Origin of the sequence: Halogeometricum borinquense DSM 11551 (assembly GCF_000172995.2) — an archaeon.
GTDB lineage: Archaea > Halobacteriota > Halobacteria > Halobacteriales > Haloferacaceae > Halogeometricum > Halogeometricum borinquense.
The window spans coordinates 2,051,218-2,068,192 of the sequence record NC_014729.1 but is presented as its reverse complement, the minus strand read 5'-3'; the positions used below and the strand labels follow the sequence as shown (position 1 = coordinate 2,068,192).

Below are 16,975 nucleotides of genomic sequence, written 5' to 3'. Positions count from 1 at the left end.
AAGAGTACGGCTAATGGCACGCGACCAGTCCGCCGAGGAGCCGTCAGAACTCCTCTCCGTCCTCGATGCGTTGGACGATGCGGACGCCCGAGCCATCATTAGAGCACTGGTAGAACCCATGACGGCAAGCGAACTCTCCGATGAGTGTGATATCCCGCTCTCGACGACCTATCGTAAGTTGGACCTCCTGACGGAGGCGGACTTGCTCGTCGAGGGAACAGAGATACGCGCAGACGGACACCACACGACGACGTACGAGGTGACGTTCGACGAGGTGCGAATCGAACTCACCGACGAGCGCAGGCTCGACGTCAACGTCGTCCGTCCCGAACAGGCACCCGACCAACAGCTTGCAGACATCTGGTCTGCCGTCCGGAGGGAGACGAAATGACCCACTTCCCCGACGCTCCGATTCTCGCTACTGCCCTCATCGTCGTCCAGACGGGCATCCTGATCATTGGCGGACTCATTACGTACTTCAGCTACAAGGCGTACCGCCGAACCGGCGAGTCATCGCTCTACGCGTTGACGCTCGGATTCGGAATCATCACCTTCGGTGCGATTATCGCTGGCGCACTGGACATCGTCCTCAACGTGAACCTCGTCAAAGGTGTTCTCGTTGACTCCGTCCTTACACTCATCGGGTTCGCCATTATCATGTACTCGCTCTATGTCGAGTAAGCACTGAACTGACGTGTAGTAGTGCTCTAAATACACACAACTGTTATTGCTACTCGGACCCAAATTCGGATGATGAGTGAGAAGTCATCCGACGCTGACGAACTCGACGAGATACGTCGCCGGAAGCGGAAGCAACTCGAATCGAAGCTTGAGGATGGCACTAGCCCCGAAACCGACCGTATGAGCGCAGAATCTCCGGCTGACCCGATCGACGTGAACGGTGGAGACGAGTTCGAGTCGCTCGTCGCTAGTACAAGTGTGGTACTCGTCGATTTCTATGCAGATTGGTGCGGACCGTGCAAGATGATTGCGCCAACCGTCAACTCACTCGCCGCGGAGACGACCGCGACTGTTGCGAAAGTTGACATCGACCAGAACCAAACGCTCGCCTCACAGTACAATGTCCGTGGCGTCCCGACGCTCCTGTTGTTCAGCGACGGCGACCCTGTCGAACAGGTCGTCGGCGTCCGCGACAAATCAACACTTCGCGGACTCATCGAACAGTACACGTAGCGACTGAGACGTGATACCGCGGTGTGTCAGTCGTGCCACGGTAGCTTAACTCACACCGAGCCATAGTTCTTGTATGCAACTCACTACCGTCGATATCGATATCGGGACGCGCGCGCCGACGGTCCTGATGCATGGTGACGACGCCGCCACGCTCGGACTGCATCCGCTGGATCGGGTTCAGATCGAGACGGAGTCGGAGACGGTAGTTGGGATTGTCGAACTGAGCAACGAACTCGTAGATACTGGCGAGTTAGCTGTCACGCGACGACTCGGACATATCGACGGCACCGTCGAGGTGACACCGGCTCCGCGACCCTCGTCGGTGGAGTTCATCCGCAAGAAACTGGATGACGACGAACTCGAATACGACGAACTCGACCGAATCGTCCGCGACATCCGCGACGACCGCCTTTCGGACGTCGAACTCGGCGCGTACGTCTGTGCGATGTACATCAACGGCACGTCGCTGTCGGAGACGATGCATCTCTCAGAGTCGATGGCTGACGCGGGGGAGAAGCTCTCGTGGGAGGCGGACATCGTTGCCGACAAACACTGCGTCGGCGGCGTCAGCGGCAACCGAACCACGCCGATTATCGTCTCTATCGTCGCGGCGGCGGGCGTTACGATTCCAAAAACATCCTCGCGTGCGGTTACGTCCGCGGCGGGCACGGCGGACACGATGGAAGTATTCTGTCCCGTAGACCTTTCCGCCAAGGAGATTCGGACCGTCGTCGCAGAGACGAACGGATGTATCGCATGGGGTGGCGCGGTCAACCTCTCGCCCGTGGACGACAAGATCATCCGCGCAGAAACACCGCTTTCGCTGGACCCGCACGGCCAACTCGTCGCGTCGGTCCTCTCGAAAAAACAGAGCGCAGGTTCGACGCACGTCCTCGTGGACATCCCCTACGGCGAGGGTGCGAAAGTGGGGAGTTTGGACGAGGCGCGCGAACTCGCGCACGACTTCGGCCGCGTCGGTGACCACCTCGGGATGACCATCGACTGCACGATCACCGGCGGGAGCGCACCGATCGGTCGCGGTGTCGGTCCGGTGCTGGAAGCCCGGGACGTACTGTCGGTTCTCACTGGCAGCGGTCCCGGTGATCTCAGACGCAAGAGCGTTCGTCTCGCGCAGATTCTTCTCGACTGTGTCGGGGCGGATGCGGATGCGAGCGAGATACTGGAGTCCGGGCGCGCGCTCGACCGGTTCAGCGCCATCGTAGCGGCACAGGGCGGCGACCCGGACGTATTGCCGTCTGAACTCGTCCCCGGCCGCTACGAACAGACGGTGACTGCGGGACGTGACGGGGTTGTAACACACATAAACAACCGTCTGGTCAACGATGTGGCGCGTCGGGCAGGCGCGCCGCGAGCACCCGGTTCGGGATTAGAACTCCACCACAGCGTCGGTGACGCCGTCGCACAGGGTGACCCACTCTATACGATTCACGCCGAGGCGAGCGAACGACTCTCAGAGGCGGCCACCTACGCTGAAGACGCCGAAGCCGTCCGTATCCGCCCACCGGACGAGACGCTGGTCGAACAACTCTGAATAGTCCTCGACGCATCCGCCTTGTGCGGCCGAATCTTTTGTTCACTGGGTTCCAAGTATAAGCTATGGACAACCCGGAATCCCGCGTCACCGACGAGGTCCGGCAGACAGCAGACGCAATCGGGACGATGGAGATTCGCGGCGCGGCGACCATCGCCGACGCCGCGGCGAAAGCCCTCCGCACGCAGGCCGAGCAGAGTTCGGCCGAGACGGCAGACGAACTCCGCGCGGAACTCCGTGCCGCCGCGCGCGTCCTCCACGACACCCGCCCAACAGCGGTGAGTCTCCCGAACGCGCTCCGCTATGTGCTGTTCGACGCTGACGGAGCCACGGTCGAAGACGTTCGGGCGTCTGTCGTCACTAGCGTCGTGGAGTTCTGTGACCGTCTCGAAAACGCACAGACCGACCTCGGACGCGTCGGTGCGAACCGCCTCCGCGACGGCGACACCATCATGACGCACTGCCACTCGACGGACGTACTCGCGTGCGTCGAGGCGGCCGTCGAACAGGGCAAAGACCTCACGGCTATCGTCAAGGAAACGCGCCCTAGATTGCAGGGACACATCACCGCGCGCGAACTCGTCGAGATGGGTGTGGACGTGACGCTCATCGTCGATTCGGCGGCGCGACGCTATATGAACGACGTAGATCACGTACTCGTCGGTGCGGACAGCATCGCCGCCGATGGCTCCGTCATCAACAAAATCGGAACCAGCGGATTGGCCGTCACCGCCCGCGACAGAGGGACACCCATCGTCTGTGCCGCCCAGACGATCAAACTCCATCCCGACACACTCACCGGCCACACGGTTGATATCGAGATGCGCGAAGAAAGCGAGGTGATCGACCCCGACGAGGCGGACGAAATCGGCGATATAACGGTAAAGAACCCGGCGTTCGATGTGACGCCGCCGCGGTACGTAGACGCCATCGTGACCGAACGCGGTCAGTACCCGCCCGAAAGCATCGTCACGCTGATGCGTGATCTGTTCGGTGAAGGGACGACGGAACCGTGGGTGGTGGAGTAACACAAGAGATTTATTCGGAGTCAGATTTCGTTTCGATGAGATGTCCTCGCTCCCGCACACCTCTCCGCGACTCGTCGTCGGCGTCGGGTCGCTTCTTCTCGCTTTCGTGGCGACGTACGTCACCGTGACAGCACCCGGGTTCCCCGGGAATCTCCTGTCGTGGCCGCGAGCACTCGCCGGACGACTGCGACGTGACCTCCCGCGCGGTGACCGGGCGACAGCCGCGTGGTGTGGCGTCGCACTTTGGTCCGTCCTCGTCACGGGCCTTCACTTCGGCGGCCTCCACTACCGTGTCTACACGACGCGGCCGTGGTGGGACCTCCTCACGCATGCGATGGGCGGCGTCGGCGTCGCCGCGATACTGGCGATGACGCACCGCCGGTCGGTCGCCGCCGGACAGTCCACGTGGTGGCTGATCCCCGCCGTCCTCGCTATCGGTTCCGGGTTCGAGGTGTACGAGTTCGTGTTCAAGACGTTCTGGTACAACTGGACGCTCCGCTTCTACGTCGTGGACACGATCATCGACCTCATTATCAACACGTCCGGTGCTGTCGTCGTCGCCGTCGCCCTCGCTGGCTATCGAAGTCTGACCGGGGTGACGGCCGCGGACGACGCGACGGCGGGCACCGAATTCCCGAAGTAGTTCGTCGATTCCGGTGGTTGAATCGCCTACCGCGGCGTCTCCGTCCCCCACTCGTCGATAGCGGTAGCCAGTTCCGGACTGTCGTCGGCCGACTCTTCGAGGCTCTTGCCCGCGGCGTAGCCATCGACGGCCGCGCGGAGGGCCGCCGCACCCGCTCGCGTCCCGTCCGGATGACCGTGGATGCCGCCGCCCGCCTGCACGCAGACGTTCGTCCCCGTCGCGTCGAGCAGATCCGGAATCAGACCGGGGTGCAGGCCGCCGGAGGCGACCGGAAGCACGTCGTTCAGGCCGTACAGCTCCGAGCGCATCCAGTCGTTGATGCCGACGGTGTCTTCGTTTGCGAGTTTGCCGAGGCCTGCCGTTCCGGTGTGCAGTTGGTCAACGCCGCAGAGGCGCGAAATCTGGGCGAGGACGCGCATCGAGACGCCGTGGTTTTCCAGTCGGTCGAAAGCGGCGTGCATCGCGCGGTGGGCGTGGATGGCGATGCCGTGGTCTTCACAGCGTTCGCGGACCGTCTGGACAGCGGCCCAGCCGGTCGTTATCACGTCAACCATCACGTACTCACAGCCTTCCTCGGCCGCCAGATCGACACGTTCGAGCATCGTGTTCGTGTCGGCGGTGACGTTGATGAGATAGGATTTCTTCTCGCCGGTCTCGTCTTCGGCGTCGTCTCGCAGGGCGAGGCTCTCGACTAGGCGGTCGTGGTAGGGGTTGAACGACTGATCGGTGAGGTTCTCGTCGTCTTTTAGGAGGTCCACGCCGCCGAGCCACGCCTCGTAGCCGACTTCCGCGTGGCGGTCAGTGGAGAGGCCGACTTTCGGCTTGGGGACGGTTGCGAGGATAGGTCGATCTTCCTCGATGCCGAATATCTCTTCGCGGACCGACGATCCAAACTGCGGGCCAGCAAAGGAGCTGACGAGTGCTTCGGGCCACTGACAGTCGGCCAGCCGGATCGTATCGACGGCCTTCATGCCCATGATGTTCCCCGCGATGCAGGAGAGGATCTGGGGCATGCTCCCCGGTTCGAACAGGCCTGCTGGGTAGGCAACATCCACTTCGGCGCTGTCGTCCGACCCGCGGATATCGAACGTCGTCGCCCCCATGTCGGTGAAGCCTTCGCCGGTCGGAAGGGCGGCCCACGTCCCGTTTGAGGATTCGCTTGCGACACGGGAGGCGGCCGCCTCCACGTCCATTCCCTCGGCGGGGGCGATGCGGAACGTACACACGAGGTCCGACTCGTCTGGTTCGTACGATAGGTCAAGGAAGTCCTCGTAGGTGATTCCAGCCATGCCAACGAAGTACGAACGGAGGGATAATAAAAGCGGGCGGGGAAACGGGGGCGAATCGCGGTACGGACGCCCGATTCAGTCCCCACAACGCCGTACCCTCACAGCCATCCGATCCGACACCGCCGTATCCTCACAGCCATCCGATCCGACACCGCCGTACCCCCACAGCCGTCCGCTTGCGCTCGAAAATCCGCCCGGATTCACAGACGGTCGCGGACCTCTCTGAACACCGGCAAATCGGCGTTGACAACGTCGGCGATGGCGTCCGCTGCACCGAGTAACCACTCGACGCGTTCCAGACGGGCCTCCAGGTCGCCCGGCCCGATGCGGTAGTTCTCTACGATAGCTTCGACGGATTCTCCCGCGGTCCAGTCTGCGAAGATGCGCGCGAGTTTAACAGCACAGAGCCACTCCTCGAAGTTCTCAGCAGCACCGAGGTCCGTCGTGAACTCCGCGGCGTGCGTGCTCGCGAATCGGTACATCGCCGCGCGTTCACGGTTGCCGAGGTACGTTCCGTGCATGTCCGGCGTATCGCAGATGATTTCGAGGGCGGTGAGTTCGGTGACGTTTTCGTCTGCCATCCTAGCCGCCGTTTGTACGCCTTCGACCAGTCGCGCGCCTGTTACGGGTGTGACGTACTGTCGGGAGACAGCACTGCCGAGCTCTGTCGCGGTGAGTCTGTCTTTTCGGCCGTTCCCGTCGCCGTCGTCGAGCATCTCCATCTCCGCGAGTTCTTCGACCACGGAATCGACGAGGCGGGCGCGGTTTACGTCCGGCGACTGGTGGGCGAAGAACGTCGCGTCCAACAGGTCAACGACGCCGTCGCGGGAGTCGGCAAACCCGGATGCGACCACCGAGAGGACGTGCGTCCGGAGAGCGTCGCGCGCGGCGAGTTTCGACTCGACGGCTTCCGCTTCGGCGGTGACGTACCGCTCCCAGAGTTCCTCGGTGTCGCTCTCGTCGCCGTCGTTCACGAGAATGGCTTCGCCGTAGGGGTCGAGATGCGGTCGCCCCGCGCGGCCGCACATTTGATGGACTTCGAGGACCGGGAGCCACGTCATCTTCTCGCCGGTGTAGCGCTTCAGATCGCGGATAACTACGCGGCGGGCCGGGACGTTCACCCCCGCCGCCAGCGTGGGCGTCGCACAGATGACCTTCAGCCGCTTTTCACGGAACGCCGATTCCACGAGGGCGCGGTGCCCGCTTCGGACTCCCGCATGGTGGAACGCGACGCCGGATTCAACGACGTCAGCCAGTCGTGATCCGGTCTCCGTTGCACCGATTTCGCTCACCTCGTCGGCGAGTTCGGCACAGTCGTTCGGCGACGCTCCGGCGAGCGAGTCGTCTGCGAGCGATTCATCGGCGAGTCTGGTCGCCAGCGACTCCGCTTCCCGGCGGGAGCGAACGAAGGCGAGACACTGCCCGCCATCGGCCACGGCATCAGCGATGAGGGCCGCCGTTGCCTCTGTCGCGTCGTCGTCGTCCGGCCCTGTGGGCTCGACATCGATCCCGAGCGCGGAATCGTCGTCGAACGTCACGGAACCGTCGGCGTAGACACCCGTCCGGAGGGAGACGGGCCGCCACGTCGTCTCGACCAAGTCCGCATCTAGCCAGTCGGCGATGTCCTCGGGGTTGTCAACCGTCGCTGAGAGCGCAACGATCTGGAGACCTGGGGCGCGCCGTTGGAGCGTCGCAAGCGTCACTTCGAGTGTCGGTCCGCGCCCGTCGGACCCGAGAAGGTGGACCTCATCAACGACGACGCAAGCCAGCGATTCGATCCACGGCGCGCCGGTTCGGATGGCGGAATCGACTTTCTCTGCGGTGGCGACGACGATGTCGTTGTCGGCCAGATCCTCGTCCGTCGAGTCGAAGTCGCCCGTCGAGATGCCGACGCTGACACCCGGTAATTCGGCGAACGTTTCGTACTTCTCGCGGGCGAGCGCGCGGAGCGGAACGATGTAGAGGGCAGGCCCCTCGGCCGTGAGCATGGCGAGTTCGGCGATGAAGGTCTTCCCCGAGGCGGTGGGGATCGCGGCGACGAGACGTTCTCCCTCGGTAACCCCGGCTTCGACGGCGGCGACTTGGGGTGGGTACAACGTCTCGATACCCTGTGACTCGTAGTGCTCCAGTATTCGGCCGGGGAGTGGCAGGTCCCGGACGTGCATTATCCCTTGCTGGTACCGTATCCGTATAAAAACTCGCGGCCGCTTCAGTGATTGCACCTCCGCGTTGGTATCCGGAACATTTCTGTTTGTAATATAACAATACTATGTGATAGAGACACAATACATACAGCACTTTTTTTGCTTGCCAGGCGGAAATCTGATCTGGATTACATGAAACGCGCAGGTGCCCTTGCCCTCCTCATCGTCCTCTCGAGCGTTGCCGGTGTCGGCTTAGTCGATGCCGCGACGACGGGGCATATCTCCGACGTGACTGTCTCGCCCAAGAATCCCGTTCCCGGTGAACGGTTTACTATCCAAACAACGATCAAGAACAGTGAGCAGAGCAGCGGTGGCTTCCAAATTACGGACGTGTACATCCGGCGACCGGGTTCCACAGACGAAATCGGCCGCGTGGAAAATCCCGGAAACATCCCGCCGGGTGCCAGTATCAAGGTTCCGCTGACGGCCTCGTTTGAGAATCCCGGCACGCGCGAACTGCGTGTTCACGTCGTTGGTCGCAGAGCCAGCGGCGAACTCGTCAAACTGCAGTATCCCGCTGTCGTCACTGTCCGACAAAGCGGGCCGCAAGTCAGTCTTTCCACCGGCGATGTCGTCGTCGGCGCCGAGAACACGGTGAAGGTGACGGCTGTCAACGGCGAGAACAGTCCAGCCAGAAGCGTTCGCGTCTCCCTCTCGGGAACTGACGTCCAAGTCGAAGATGACACGCGCTTGCTGGCGAAGCTAAACGAGTCGCGGACGTTCAACTTCTCCGTGACGCCGCAGTCAGCCGATGCCGAACTGGACGCGGAACTCCAGTACACGACATCGACCGGAAACACCCGAGTGGTCAATGACAAGGTGGCGCTGGACACGGAACCACTCCGCGAGAGCGTGGAAGTCGATGCGACGACCGCCGGCAGTGGTGCCCAGCCCGCAGTTGCAGTAGACATCTCGAACCTCGGGAACGCCCCGCTCGAGAACCCGGTTATCGAGCTGTCGCGTAATGATACTGTGCTGTTGCGCCGCCCGGCGAAGGAAGTCGCCTCTGACCAGACGCGGACAGTGAAACTCAACGTCACCGATATCGAAAGCGGACCGTTGGACGTTCGCGTCGGCTACCACATGGGCGATCAAGCGAGCGAATCGACGACGACGTTCCAGTACTCCGCGAACCCTGGCCGAGTCGCACTCACCAGCCTCGATTACAATATGCAGCGCGGAAAACTGCACATCACGGGGAGTGCCAGCAACGTCGGACTTGAAACGGTCGATAGTGTTACCATCCGGACAATCAAGACGGAGACAGTAACGCCCGTTCGCCCGAACTCCGAGTACTTCGTCGGTAGCATCCCGTCGAGCGACTTCGCCACATTCGACCTCACCGCTCAAGTGACGCCGGGAACGGAAACAGTCCCGATTACGGTCACGTACCTCTCGAACGGCACGGAGCGAACGGTGAGAAAGAACGTTGACGTAAGCGACCTCATCAGGCGACCAGTGGAGAACAAACAGGATAGTGGCAGCGACGGCGGCAGCGGAGGTGGACTCCCCTCCATACCCCTCCTCATCGGCGGAGTGGTGGCGATGCTCCTCGTCGTCGGTGTCAGTGTCTACGCCTACAAGCAGCGGTGACTACGATGTCCATCATCGAACTGGAAAACGTGTGGAAGCGGTACGAAAGCGGTACCGAGACTGTCGAGGCCCTGAAAGATGTAAACTTCACAGCTCAACCCGGCGAATTCGTCGCCATCATGGGTCCGTCCGGGAGTGGTAAGTCCACGATGCTGAACGTCATCGGTCTCCTCGATGCTCCCAGTGAAGGAGTCATCCGTCTCGACGGGCGCGACGTAACCGATCTCACAGATGAGGAGATGACGACCCAGCGAAAGCGGGCTATCGGGTTCGTCTTCCAGAACTTCTTTCTCATCCCGACGCTGTCGGCCTTGGAGAACGTCGAGATGCCGACACTGTTCGAAAACGACCCTGAGGCCCGCGAGCGGGGGACGGAACTGCTCGAACGCGTCGGCCTCGGCGACAGACTCACCCACCGACCGGATCAGCTCTCCGGCGGACAGAAACAGCGCGTCGCTATCGCGCGTTCGCTTATCAACGAACCGCGTATCCTGCTGGCGGACGAACCGACTGGGAATCTCGACCGCGAGACTGGTCGTGACGTACTCGAACTGTTCACGGAGCTCAAAACCGAGGCAGACGTGGCGATCATCGCCGTCACGCACGACGACCAACTCCGCGAGTACGCCGACCGGGTTGTCAACCTCGTCGATGGCGTGCTGACAGAAGAAAAACAGGTCATAGAGGGGTACGGGACGTGAGTCTCCTCGAACGACTGTATCGCCGGTTCCCCGCCCTCGTCATGGCGCGACGGAATCTCTCGCGGAACCGCTTGCGCTCTGCGCTCGCCGCTCTCGGCATCATCATCGGCGTCCTCGCTATCGCCTCGTTGGGGATGTTCGGGACGACACTCCGTGCGGGTGCGACCGACCAACTCGGCGACATCGGTAACGGGATACGAATCTCTCCGAACGCTCAAGAGGGATACGAGCGCCTCACGGAACGGGATGTCGTTGACATCCGTCGCGTTGCCGACGAAGGGACCGTCGTCCCCGTCAGAACCCGGCATTCTGAGCTTAGTTACGGGGATAAGAAGACGGTATCGACGGTGTACGGTATCGATAATCCGGGGGAGATGTACGAAGCGACGGACGGCCGTGCCCCGGGACGTCTGCATCGGGGCGCACTCGTTGGCTCTCGGGTCGCAGACCAGTTAGAAATAGAGTCGGGTAACAGAATAACCGTCGGCAACCAGTCGTTCCGCGTCATCGGTGTCCTCGAAGAGCAGGACGGATTCTCGCTTCTGAACCCGAACGGCGCGGTCATGATTCCCGTTAAGTCATTCAGTGGGTACAACTACGGGTCGGGCTACTCGCAAGTGGTCGTCCAAACACCGTCCAGCGAGGCGGCGAACGAGACGGCAGTAGCGGTTCGTCAGGAACTGAACGACCGCGAGGAGAAAGTGACGGTGTTCGAGCTGGGGTCGATAACGGACGGAATCAACCAGTTCTTCGGCATCCTCAACGCCTTCCTGATCGGCGTCGGTTCCATCTCGCTCGTCGTCGCGGGCGTCAGCATCCTGAACGTGATGTTGATGAGTACCATCGAACGCCGACAGGAAATCGGCGTCCTCCGCGCCGTCGGCGTGCAGAAACTCGACGTGGTTCGGATGATCCTTGCCGAAGCGGGGCTGTTGGGGCTCGTCGGCGGGTTCTTCGGCGCTATCCTCGCCGTGTTCGCCGGCCTCATCCTCAATCAGGTCGTCATCTCTAACCCGTGGTTGACGTTCGCGCCACAGAACCTGCTCTACATCGGTCTCGCTGTGGGCTTCGGTATCGTCACGAGCGTTCTGAGCGGTCTCTATCCCGCGTGGAAAGCCGCGACGGAACGGCCAGTCGAAGCGCTACGGAAGTAACATCTTCTCCACTGCGCTCAGTGCAGTGTTAATTTTCTCCTATCGCTCGCAGGGCACTGACCACGACGTCGCTTGCGGGGTATAACCACTTCGCAGTGGATGCAGCGCGGAAAAAATTCGAGTGTGGCGACGTGACGTTAGATGTAGTCGTGTTCGGCGAGGCGTTCGACGGCCTCGCGAAGACGTTCCTCGCTGGCGGCGTAGGAGATACGGGCATAACCCGGCGACCCGAACGCCGATCCGGGGACAGTGGCGACGTGGGCATCCTCGATAGCGCCCTCACACCATGCGGCGTCGTCCTCGTCCACGGGAAGCATCATGTAGAACGCGCCGTCGCCGACGGGCACGTCCACACCGTGTTCTGCGAATAAGTCAACGAGCATGTCGCGGCGTTCGCGGAACGCATCGCGCATCTCCGTGACGGCATCGTCGGTGTTCGTGATGGCCTCGATTCCCGCGCGCTGGACGAAGTTGACCGCACACGAGACGGAGTGCGAGTGGAGCTTCGCCGCCTGCGAGATGAGTTCCTCGGGCGCGTGGACGTAGCCGAGACGCCATCCGGTCATCGAGTACGCCTTCGAGAAGCCGTTGACCGTGACCGTCCGGTCTGCCATCCCGTCGAGGGAGCCGAGACTCGTCGGTTCGACGCCGTACGTGATCTGTTCGTACATCTCGTCGGAGATGACCGTGATGTCGTGTTCGACCGCGAGGTCACGGACGCCTTCGAGGGCGGCATCGGAGTACACCGCGCCCGTCGGGTTCGACGGGGAGTTGACGACGAGCAGTTCGGTGTCGTTGGAGACCGCTTCCGCGAGGTCATCGAGAGCAGGTTCGAGTTGGAAGTCGTAGGGTGCGAGGTCAACGCGGTTGAGAGAGCCACCCGAAAGCTTCGTCATCGCCTCGTAGGACACCCACGCGGGGTCGAGAAGGACGACTTCGTCCCCGTCGTCGATGAGCGTCTGGAACGTCTCGAACAGCGCCTGTTTGCCGCCCGGCGTGACGATGACTTCGTCCGCATCGGCGTCTACGCCGTCGGCGCGGAGTTTCTCCGCGATAGCCTCGCGGAGTTCTCGAATGCCGTTCGAGGAGGTGTAGCCGGTGTGTCCGGCGTCCATCGCGTCCTGTCCGGCGTCGATGATGTTCTGCGGCGTCGGGAAGTCCGGTTCACCGACGGAGAGGTCCACTACGTCTACGCCCTGTGCCTCCAGTTCGCTCGCCTTGTTGCTGATGGCAAGGGTCGCGCTGGGTTCGACCCGCTCGACGCGGGCGGCAAAGTCGAAGCTCATGCTAACACCTCCACCATATCGACCGCGGCGTTTACCGCTTCCGCACCTTTGCTAACACGTTCTCGTGCTTCGGCACCGCTCTGTCCGGGGCCGGAAACGCCGAACGTGACCGGTTTGTCCCGTTCGAGGCTTATATCGGTGAGTGCCTGCGCGGTAGCATCTCCGATGACTCTGTCGTGCGACGTGTCGCCGGTGACGATCGCGCCGACGACGGCGACCGCGTCGATATCTTGTCTGCGTGCGAGGCGGTCCGCCGCGAGCGGCGAATCGTAGACGCCCGGTACGTGAAGTACATCCGATACGTCGGCGTCGCGTTCGGCGGCGGCGTCGCGGGCGGCGTCCGCCATCTGCTCGGTGACCGAGGAGTTGAACTCGGCGACCACCAGTCCGAGAGTGACCATACCGGTTCGGTTCCTCGCACTCATAAAAGAACTACCGACACACGCAGTACCGGCCGCGAGCCGACGGTCTGGTATGTAAAGTACGCGTATGAGAGACCGTAACCGTTCTAACTACGGGGGCGGATGGAAATCACATGAGTTCGGACGACGCCGCGTCAGGGCCGCCGTCCGCGTCCGCAGCGACGGATGGATCCGTCGCCACCCGTTCGGGTGTGGACGCAGCGACGCGAACCCCGACGCGCACTACCGTCGATTACCGACGTACCCTCCTCGGCGTCCTCGCCCTCTCAGTTCTCGCCCTCGGGATGCGCCTCGTCGCTCTCGGCGGCCGTATCTTCCACTGGGACGAAGGTCGAGTCGGCTACTGGATACTTCGCTATCATGACTCGGGCTACCACGTCTACCGCCCCATCGTCCACGGGCCGTTCCTCCCCGTCGTGAACGACTGGCTGTTCGCCATCGCACCGGTGTCGGACTTCCTCGCACGCTTCCCCGTCGCCCTCATCGGTGGCCTCTTCCCACTCTGTGCGTGGTTGTTCCGCGAACGACTCTCGAACGTTGAAGTCGTCGCGCTCGCCGGCGTTCTCGCACTCAACCCGCTTATGGTCTACTACTCGCGGTTCATGCGCAACGACGTACTCGTCGCGGCGTTCTCGCTGTTCGCGCTCGGTTTCATCGTCCGCGGGTTCGATACTGGCAAACTCCGCTATGCCTTCCCGGCCGCAGCGTCGCTTGGACTGGCGTTCACGACGAAAGAGAACGCGCTCGTCTACGTCCTCTGTTTCCTCGGCGCGGGCGCGCTGCTGGCTGATCACCGCCTGCTCAAGGCCAGCGCTCGCGGCGAGTCGGCGCGCGACGTTGTATTCGGCCAGTGGCCCGCCGCGATTCGGCGGCGCGTCCGAAACCACGGGACCTCGACCTCGCAGGGATGGGTCCGGGTCTTCGGCACGCTCGTCGGCGCGTTCGCCCTCTTTTGGGCCGTGTTCATCTTCTTCTACGCGCCACGCCCGGACCTCTGGCAGGCGTTCGGCGACCCGACTAAACTTCCGAGCGTCCTCGAAGCCGGGTCTCTCGGCGCAGTAGAGAAGTTCCTCGACACCTGGGCTGGCGGGGGGCATCAGGATCACGCGTATCTCCCGTTCCTTCACGACTTACTGGAGACGCTGGTGTACGGTGCGCCGGCCGTCCTCGGATTCACGCTCGTCGGCGTACTCGTGGACCGGTACGGCTTCCGGACCGGCGGAACGTACCGCGAACTCGTCGCGTTCGGCACCTATTGGGGCCTCGCCTCGCTTGCGGGCTACCCCATCGCGACGGACATCGAAGCGCCGTGGGCCGCGATTCACGTCGTCGTCCCGCTGGCTATCCCCGCCGCCGTGGGCATCGCGTTCATCGTCGAATCCGCCCGCGATGCACTCTCCACTGACGACGCGGTGAGTGTCGGCCTCGCCGCTATCGTCGTCCTCGCATCCGTCGGCGGCGTCGCGGTGGCGAATGCCGAGTACTTCAACTCCGCATCGAACGAGGACAGACAGGTACTCCAGTGGGCACAACCGAGCAACGACCTCAAGCCCACCATGCAGAAGGTCGAGGCGGTTGCACAGAGCCACGAAGGGACGGATGTGCTGTTCTTCAGCAGGCCCGATCCGAACGACTCCAACAGAGAGGTGTTCTACGTCCAGAACGAGTCAGAGATGCAGACGCCGCCGCCGCCGGGCGGGACGCACTGGCACGACAGACTCCCGCTTCCGTGGTACCTCGAGAAGTACGACGCGAACGTGTCGAGTACGTCGCCGGACGCACCGCCCGCAGACGCGCTCGCTGACGCGCCGCCGGTCGTCATCGTCCGCGAGTTCAGCCGCGACGAAGCCGAAGAACAACTCGACGGCTACGTCGCCTACGAACACGACTGGCGACTCCGGAGCGAACACGTCACCGTCTTCATCGACAAGGACGCGCTCGACCGCGCTGGCGTCGAAGCCTGAATCGAAACCAGCACTCGACGCGAACCGCCGTATCCAATACACGTTCGTGCGTATTCTCCGACCCGTATCGGTAACGTTTATGCAGTCATATCCATAAGCGCCGACCGTGACTGTTACCGTTCCCGGCTCTACGCTCGGCATCGTCGGTGGCGGCCAACTCGGACGGATGCTGGCCGAGGCGGCCGCGCCACTCGGCGTCGAGGTCGTCGTTCTCGATCCGACGCCCGACTGCCCCGCCGCACCCGTCGTGCGCGACCAAATCGTCGGTGACTTCGACGACCCCGAGGCGTTCCGCGAACTCGCCTCGCGCGCGGACGTGCTCACGTTCGAGATCGAACTCGCTGATTCGGAACTTCTCGACGAGGTTTCCGACGAGTACGACCTGGCTGTTCACCCGTCGCCCGACACGCTCTCGCTCATCGAGGACAAACTCGTCCAAAAGCGCGCACTCGATGATGCGGGCGTCCCCGTCCCGCCGTTCCGCCGCGTGGACGACGCCGAAGACCTGCGGGCGGCCCTCGATGAGTTCGGCTCCGTGATGCTGAAAGCGCGAACCGGCGGCTACGACGGCCGCGGGAACGTCCCCGTCCGCGACGAGAGCGAGGTCGAAGACGCTCTCGACGCTGTCGGCGGTCCCGCAATGGCAGAGGCGTTCGTCGACTTCGCACGCGAACTCTCCGTCATCGCCGTGCAGGGAGACGACGAAGTGCGGACGTTCCCCGTCGGAGAGAACATCCACGAAGCGGAGATTCTCCGCGAAACGGTCGTTCCGGCCCGGACGACAGACGAGGTTCTCGCACGCGCTGACGAAGTCGCCCGCGACGTCCTCTCCGTTCTCGACGGCCGCGGCGTCTTCGGTATCGAACTGTTCGAGACGCAAGATGGGGATATCTCGGTGAACGAGATCGCTCCGCGCCCGCACAACTCCGGTCACTGGACCATCGAGGGCGCACGCACCTCACAGTTCGAACAACACGTCCGCGCGGTCCTCGGGTGGCCGCTCGGATCGACGGCGCGCCGGTCACCGACCGTGATGGCGAACGTCCTCGGCACCGTCGATGAATCCCGCCCGGCGACGCTCGGACACGTCGAATCCGTCCTTGCCGCCGAGGGTGCGTCCCTTCACTGGTACGGAAAAGACGAGGCTCGCCCCCTGCGGAAGATGGGGCACTTGACCGTCATTGGCGACGACGGTGCTGACATCGATAACATGCTTACTCGCGCGCGTGACCTCCGCGACGGACTGACGTTCGAGTGAGATAACGAGTGACTTCCAACTGAGAACACAGCTATGACAGCCGACACAGACGACGTGACCGTCGAATCGCTCATCGACCGACTCCGCGCGGAAGCCGATGCCGACGCGGACCCCGAGACGACGCCCGACGTGGGCATCATCATGGGATCGGACTCGGACCTCGATGTAATGTGCGGCGCGCACGAGGCGCTCGACGAACTCGGCTTCGAAGAACAGACTGACTTCACCGACGCGCCCGACGCGCGCTTTACGTACGAAACGTACGTCGTCTCCGCGCACCGAACGCCGGACCTGATGTACGCCTACGGCCAAACGGCGATGGACCGCGGGCTAGACGTGATCATCGCGGGTGCAGGCGGCAAGTCCGCCGATCTGCCGAACATGACCGCCTCGATTGCGTACCCGCTTCCGGTCGTCGGGGTTCCCGTCCAAGAGAAGTCCGTCGATTCGGTCATCGGCATGCCGACGGGCGCGCCCATCGTCGCAGTGGATGCGGGCAAGTCGTTCAACGCCGCACTCTCTGCGGTCCAGATGCTCGCGCGTGAACACGATGTGTTGGAGGACCGTCTCCTCGAATATCACGAATCTCTGACAGGTGGTGTGGCACGGGATTCGCGTGACCTCCACGACATGGGTCTCACCGAGTACGTGGAGTCACGAAAAGAGTAGTTAGAAGGCCCCTCAGTC

The 16,975-nt window shown here is 62.7% G+C and carries 16 protein-coding genes; 12 read left to right on the top strand and 4 right to left on the bottom strand.

Annotated elements, in window-relative coordinates; genetic code table 11:
• Positions 1 to 13 precede the first annotated feature (13 nt).
• The 6 genes from HBOR_RS10440 to HBOR_RS10415 all read left to right on the top strand — a co-directional run bounded on the left by HBOR_RS10440 (position 14) and on the right by HBOR_RS10415 (position 4,417).
• Positions 14 to 391 (top strand): winged helix-turn-helix domain-containing protein, encoded by a 378-nt coding sequence (locus tag HBOR_RS10440; RefSeq protein WP_006056818.1) that lies wholly within the window; start codon positions 14 to 16, stop codon positions 389 to 391.
• Entirely contained in the window at positions 388 to 681 is a 294-nt protein-coding gene (locus HBOR_RS10435) for a DUF7521 family protein (RefSeq protein ID WP_006056819.1), read from the top strand. The genes HBOR_RS10440 and HBOR_RS10435 overlap by 4 nt, the downstream gene beginning before the upstream one ends.
• Positions 682 to 753: 72 nt before the next feature.
• A complete protein-coding gene (trxA, locus tag HBOR_RS10430; RefSeq protein ID WP_013440638.1) occupies positions 754 to 1,194 on the top strand; it encodes a thioredoxin in 441 nt (146 codons plus the stop codon).
• Positions 1,195 to 1,267: 73 nt separating this feature from the next.
• Positions 1,268 to 2,746 (top strand): AMP phosphorylase, encoded by a 1,479-nt coding sequence (locus HBOR_RS10425; protein WP_006056821.1) that lies wholly within the window; start codon positions 1,268 to 1,270, stop codon positions 2,744 to 2,746.
• Between the two features lie 65 nt (positions 2,747 to 2,811).
• A complete protein-coding gene (locus HBOR_RS10420) occupies positions 2,812 to 3,774 on the top strand; it encodes a ribose 1,5-bisphosphate isomerase (protein WP_006056822.1) in 963 nt (320 codons plus the stop codon).
• Positions 3,775 to 3,814: 40 nt separating this feature from the next.
• Positions 3,815 to 4,417: a hypothetical protein gene (locus HBOR_RS10415; protein ID WP_006056823.1), complete on the top strand. Its 603-nt coding sequence runs from the start codon at positions 3,815 to 3,817 to the stop codon at positions 4,415 to 4,417.
• A 26-nt stretch (positions 4,418 to 4,443) separates the two neighbouring features.
• Here HBOR_RS10415 and rbcL read toward each other — a convergent pair whose 3' ends face one another.
• Both rbcL and HBOR_RS10405 read right to left on the bottom strand, forming a co-directional pair.
• Complete coding sequence (rbcL, locus tag HBOR_RS10410) at positions 4,444 to 5,706, bottom strand: type III ribulose-bisphosphate carboxylase (RefSeq protein WP_006056824.1); 1,263 nt, start codon at positions 5,704 to 5,706, stop codon at positions 4,444 to 4,446.
• A 200-nt stretch (positions 5,707 to 5,906) separates the two neighbouring features.
• Positions 5,907 to 7,871 carry a DEAD/DEAH box helicase gene (locus HBOR_RS10405; RefSeq protein WP_006056825.1) on the bottom strand — a complete coding sequence of 655 codons (1,965 nt, stop codon included), beginning with the start codon at positions 7,869 to 7,871 and terminating at the stop codon, positions 5,907 to 5,909.
• 171 nt (positions 7,872 to 8,042) lie between these two features.
• Here HBOR_RS10405 and HBOR_RS10400 point away from each other — a divergent pair, with 171 nt between their 5' ends.
• The 3 genes from HBOR_RS10400 to HBOR_RS10390 are packed head-to-tail and all read left to right on the top strand — an operon-like array spanning position 8,043 to position 11,358.
• Complete coding sequence (locus tag HBOR_RS10400; RefSeq protein WP_006056826.1) at positions 8,043 to 9,503, top strand: COG1361 family protein; 1,461 nt, start codon at positions 8,043 to 8,045, stop codon at positions 9,501 to 9,503.
• A gap of 5 nt (positions 9,504 to 9,508) precedes the next feature.
• Complete coding sequence (locus HBOR_RS10395) at positions 9,509 to 10,204, top strand: ABC transporter ATP-binding protein (protein WP_013440637.1); 696 nt, start codon at positions 9,509 to 9,511, stop codon at positions 10,202 to 10,204.
• The gene (locus HBOR_RS10390) at positions 10,201 to 11,358 is read left to right on the top strand and encodes an ABC transporter permease (RefSeq protein ID WP_006056828.1); all 1,158 of its coding nucleotides are present in this window, start codon (positions 10,201 to 10,203) and stop codon (positions 11,356 to 11,358) included. The genes HBOR_RS10395 and HBOR_RS10390 overlap by 4 nt, the downstream gene beginning before the upstream one ends.
• 137 nt (positions 11,359 to 11,495) lie before the next feature.
• On the opposite strand, the gene HBOR_RS10385 is transcribed toward HBOR_RS10390, so the two are convergent.
• Both HBOR_RS10385 and ribH read right to left on the bottom strand, forming a co-directional pair.
• Positions 11,496 to 12,644 carry a pyridoxal phosphate-dependent aminotransferase gene (locus HBOR_RS10385; RefSeq protein ID WP_006056829.1) on the bottom strand — a complete coding sequence of 383 codons (1,149 nt, stop codon included), beginning with the start codon at positions 12,642 to 12,644 and terminating at the stop codon, positions 11,496 to 11,498.
• Positions 12,641 to 13,045, bottom strand: a complete 405-nt coding sequence (gene ribH / locus HBOR_RS10380) for a 6,7-dimethyl-8-ribityllumazine synthase (protein ID WP_006056830.1) — start codon at positions 13,043 to 13,045, stop codon at positions 12,641 to 12,643. The genes HBOR_RS10385 and ribH overlap by 4 nt, the downstream gene beginning before the upstream one ends.
• A gap of 134 nt (positions 13,046 to 13,179) precedes the next feature.
• On the opposite strand from ribH, the gene HBOR_RS10375 reads away from it, so the two are divergent.
• The 3 genes from HBOR_RS10375 to purE all read left to right on the top strand — a co-directional run bounded on the left by HBOR_RS10375 (position 13,180) and on the right by purE (position 16,957).
• The gene (locus tag HBOR_RS10375; protein WP_006056831.1) at positions 13,180 to 15,030 is read left to right on the top strand and encodes a flippase activity-associated protein Agl23; all 1,851 of its coding nucleotides are present in this window, start codon (positions 13,180 to 13,182) and stop codon (positions 15,028 to 15,030) included.
• Positions 15,031 to 15,136: 106 nt separating this feature from the next.
• Entirely contained in the window at positions 15,137 to 16,288 is a 1,152-nt protein-coding gene (locus HBOR_RS10370; RefSeq protein WP_006056832.1) for a 5-(carboxyamino)imidazole ribonucleotide synthase, read from the top strand.
• A gap of 33 nt (positions 16,289 to 16,321) precedes the next feature.
• Entirely contained in the window at positions 16,322 to 16,957 is a 636-nt protein-coding gene (purE, locus tag HBOR_RS10365) for a 5-(carboxyamino)imidazole ribonucleotide mutase (protein ID WP_006056833.1), read from the top strand.
• The last annotated feature ends 18 nt before the right edge of the window (positions 16,958 to 16,975 follow it).

Bases quoted from the DNA above. Each gene is read 5' to 3' on its own strand.
- HBOR_RS10440 (WP_006056818.1), top strand. From the start codon at position 14: ATGGCACGCGACCAGTCCGCCGAGGAGCCGTCAGAACTCCTCTCCGTC.
- HBOR_RS10435 (WP_006056819.1), top strand. From the start codon at position 388: ATGACCCACTTCCCCGACGCTCCGATTCTCGCTACTGCCCTCATCGTC.
- trxA (WP_013440638.1), top strand. From the start codon at position 754: ATGAGTGAGAAGTCATCCGACGCTGACGAACTCGACGAGATACGTCGC.
- HBOR_RS10425 (WP_006056821.1), top strand. From the start codon at position 1,268: ATGCAACTCACTACCGTCGATATCGATATCGGGACGCGCGCGCCGACG.
- HBOR_RS10420 (WP_006056822.1), top strand. From the start codon at position 2,812: ATGGACAACCCGGAATCCCGCGTCACCGACGAGGTCCGGCAGACAGCA.
- HBOR_RS10415 (WP_006056823.1), top strand. From the start codon at position 3,815: ATGTCCTCGCTCCCGCACACCTCTCCGCGACTCGTCGTCGGCGTCGGG.
- rbcL (WP_006056824.1), bottom strand. From the start codon at position 5,706: ATGGCTGGAATCACCTACGAGGACTTCCTTGACCTATCGTACGAACCA.
- HBOR_RS10405 (WP_006056825.1), bottom strand. From the start codon at position 7,871: ATGCACGTCCGGGACCTGCCACTCCCCGGCCGAATACTGGAGCACTAC.
- HBOR_RS10400 (WP_006056826.1), top strand. From the start codon at position 8,043: ATGAAACGCGCAGGTGCCCTTGCCCTCCTCATCGTCCTCTCGAGCGTT.
- HBOR_RS10395 (WP_013440637.1), top strand. From the start codon at position 9,509: ATGTCCATCATCGAACTGGAAAACGTGTGGAAGCGGTACGAAAGCGGT.
- HBOR_RS10385 (WP_006056829.1), bottom strand. From the start codon at position 12,644: ATGAGCTTCGACTTTGCCGCCCGCGTCGAGCGGGTCGAACCCAGCGCG.
- ribH (WP_006056830.1), bottom strand. From the start codon at position 13,045: ATGGTCACTCTCGGACTGGTGGTCGCCGAGTTCAACTCCTCGGTCACC.
- HBOR_RS10375 (WP_006056831.1), top strand. From the start codon at position 13,180: ATGAGTTCGGACGACGCCGCGTCAGGGCCGCCGTCCGCGTCCGCAGCG.
- purE (WP_006056833.1), top strand. From the start codon at position 16,322: ATGACAGCCGACACAGACGACGTGACCGTCGAATCGCTCATCGACCGA.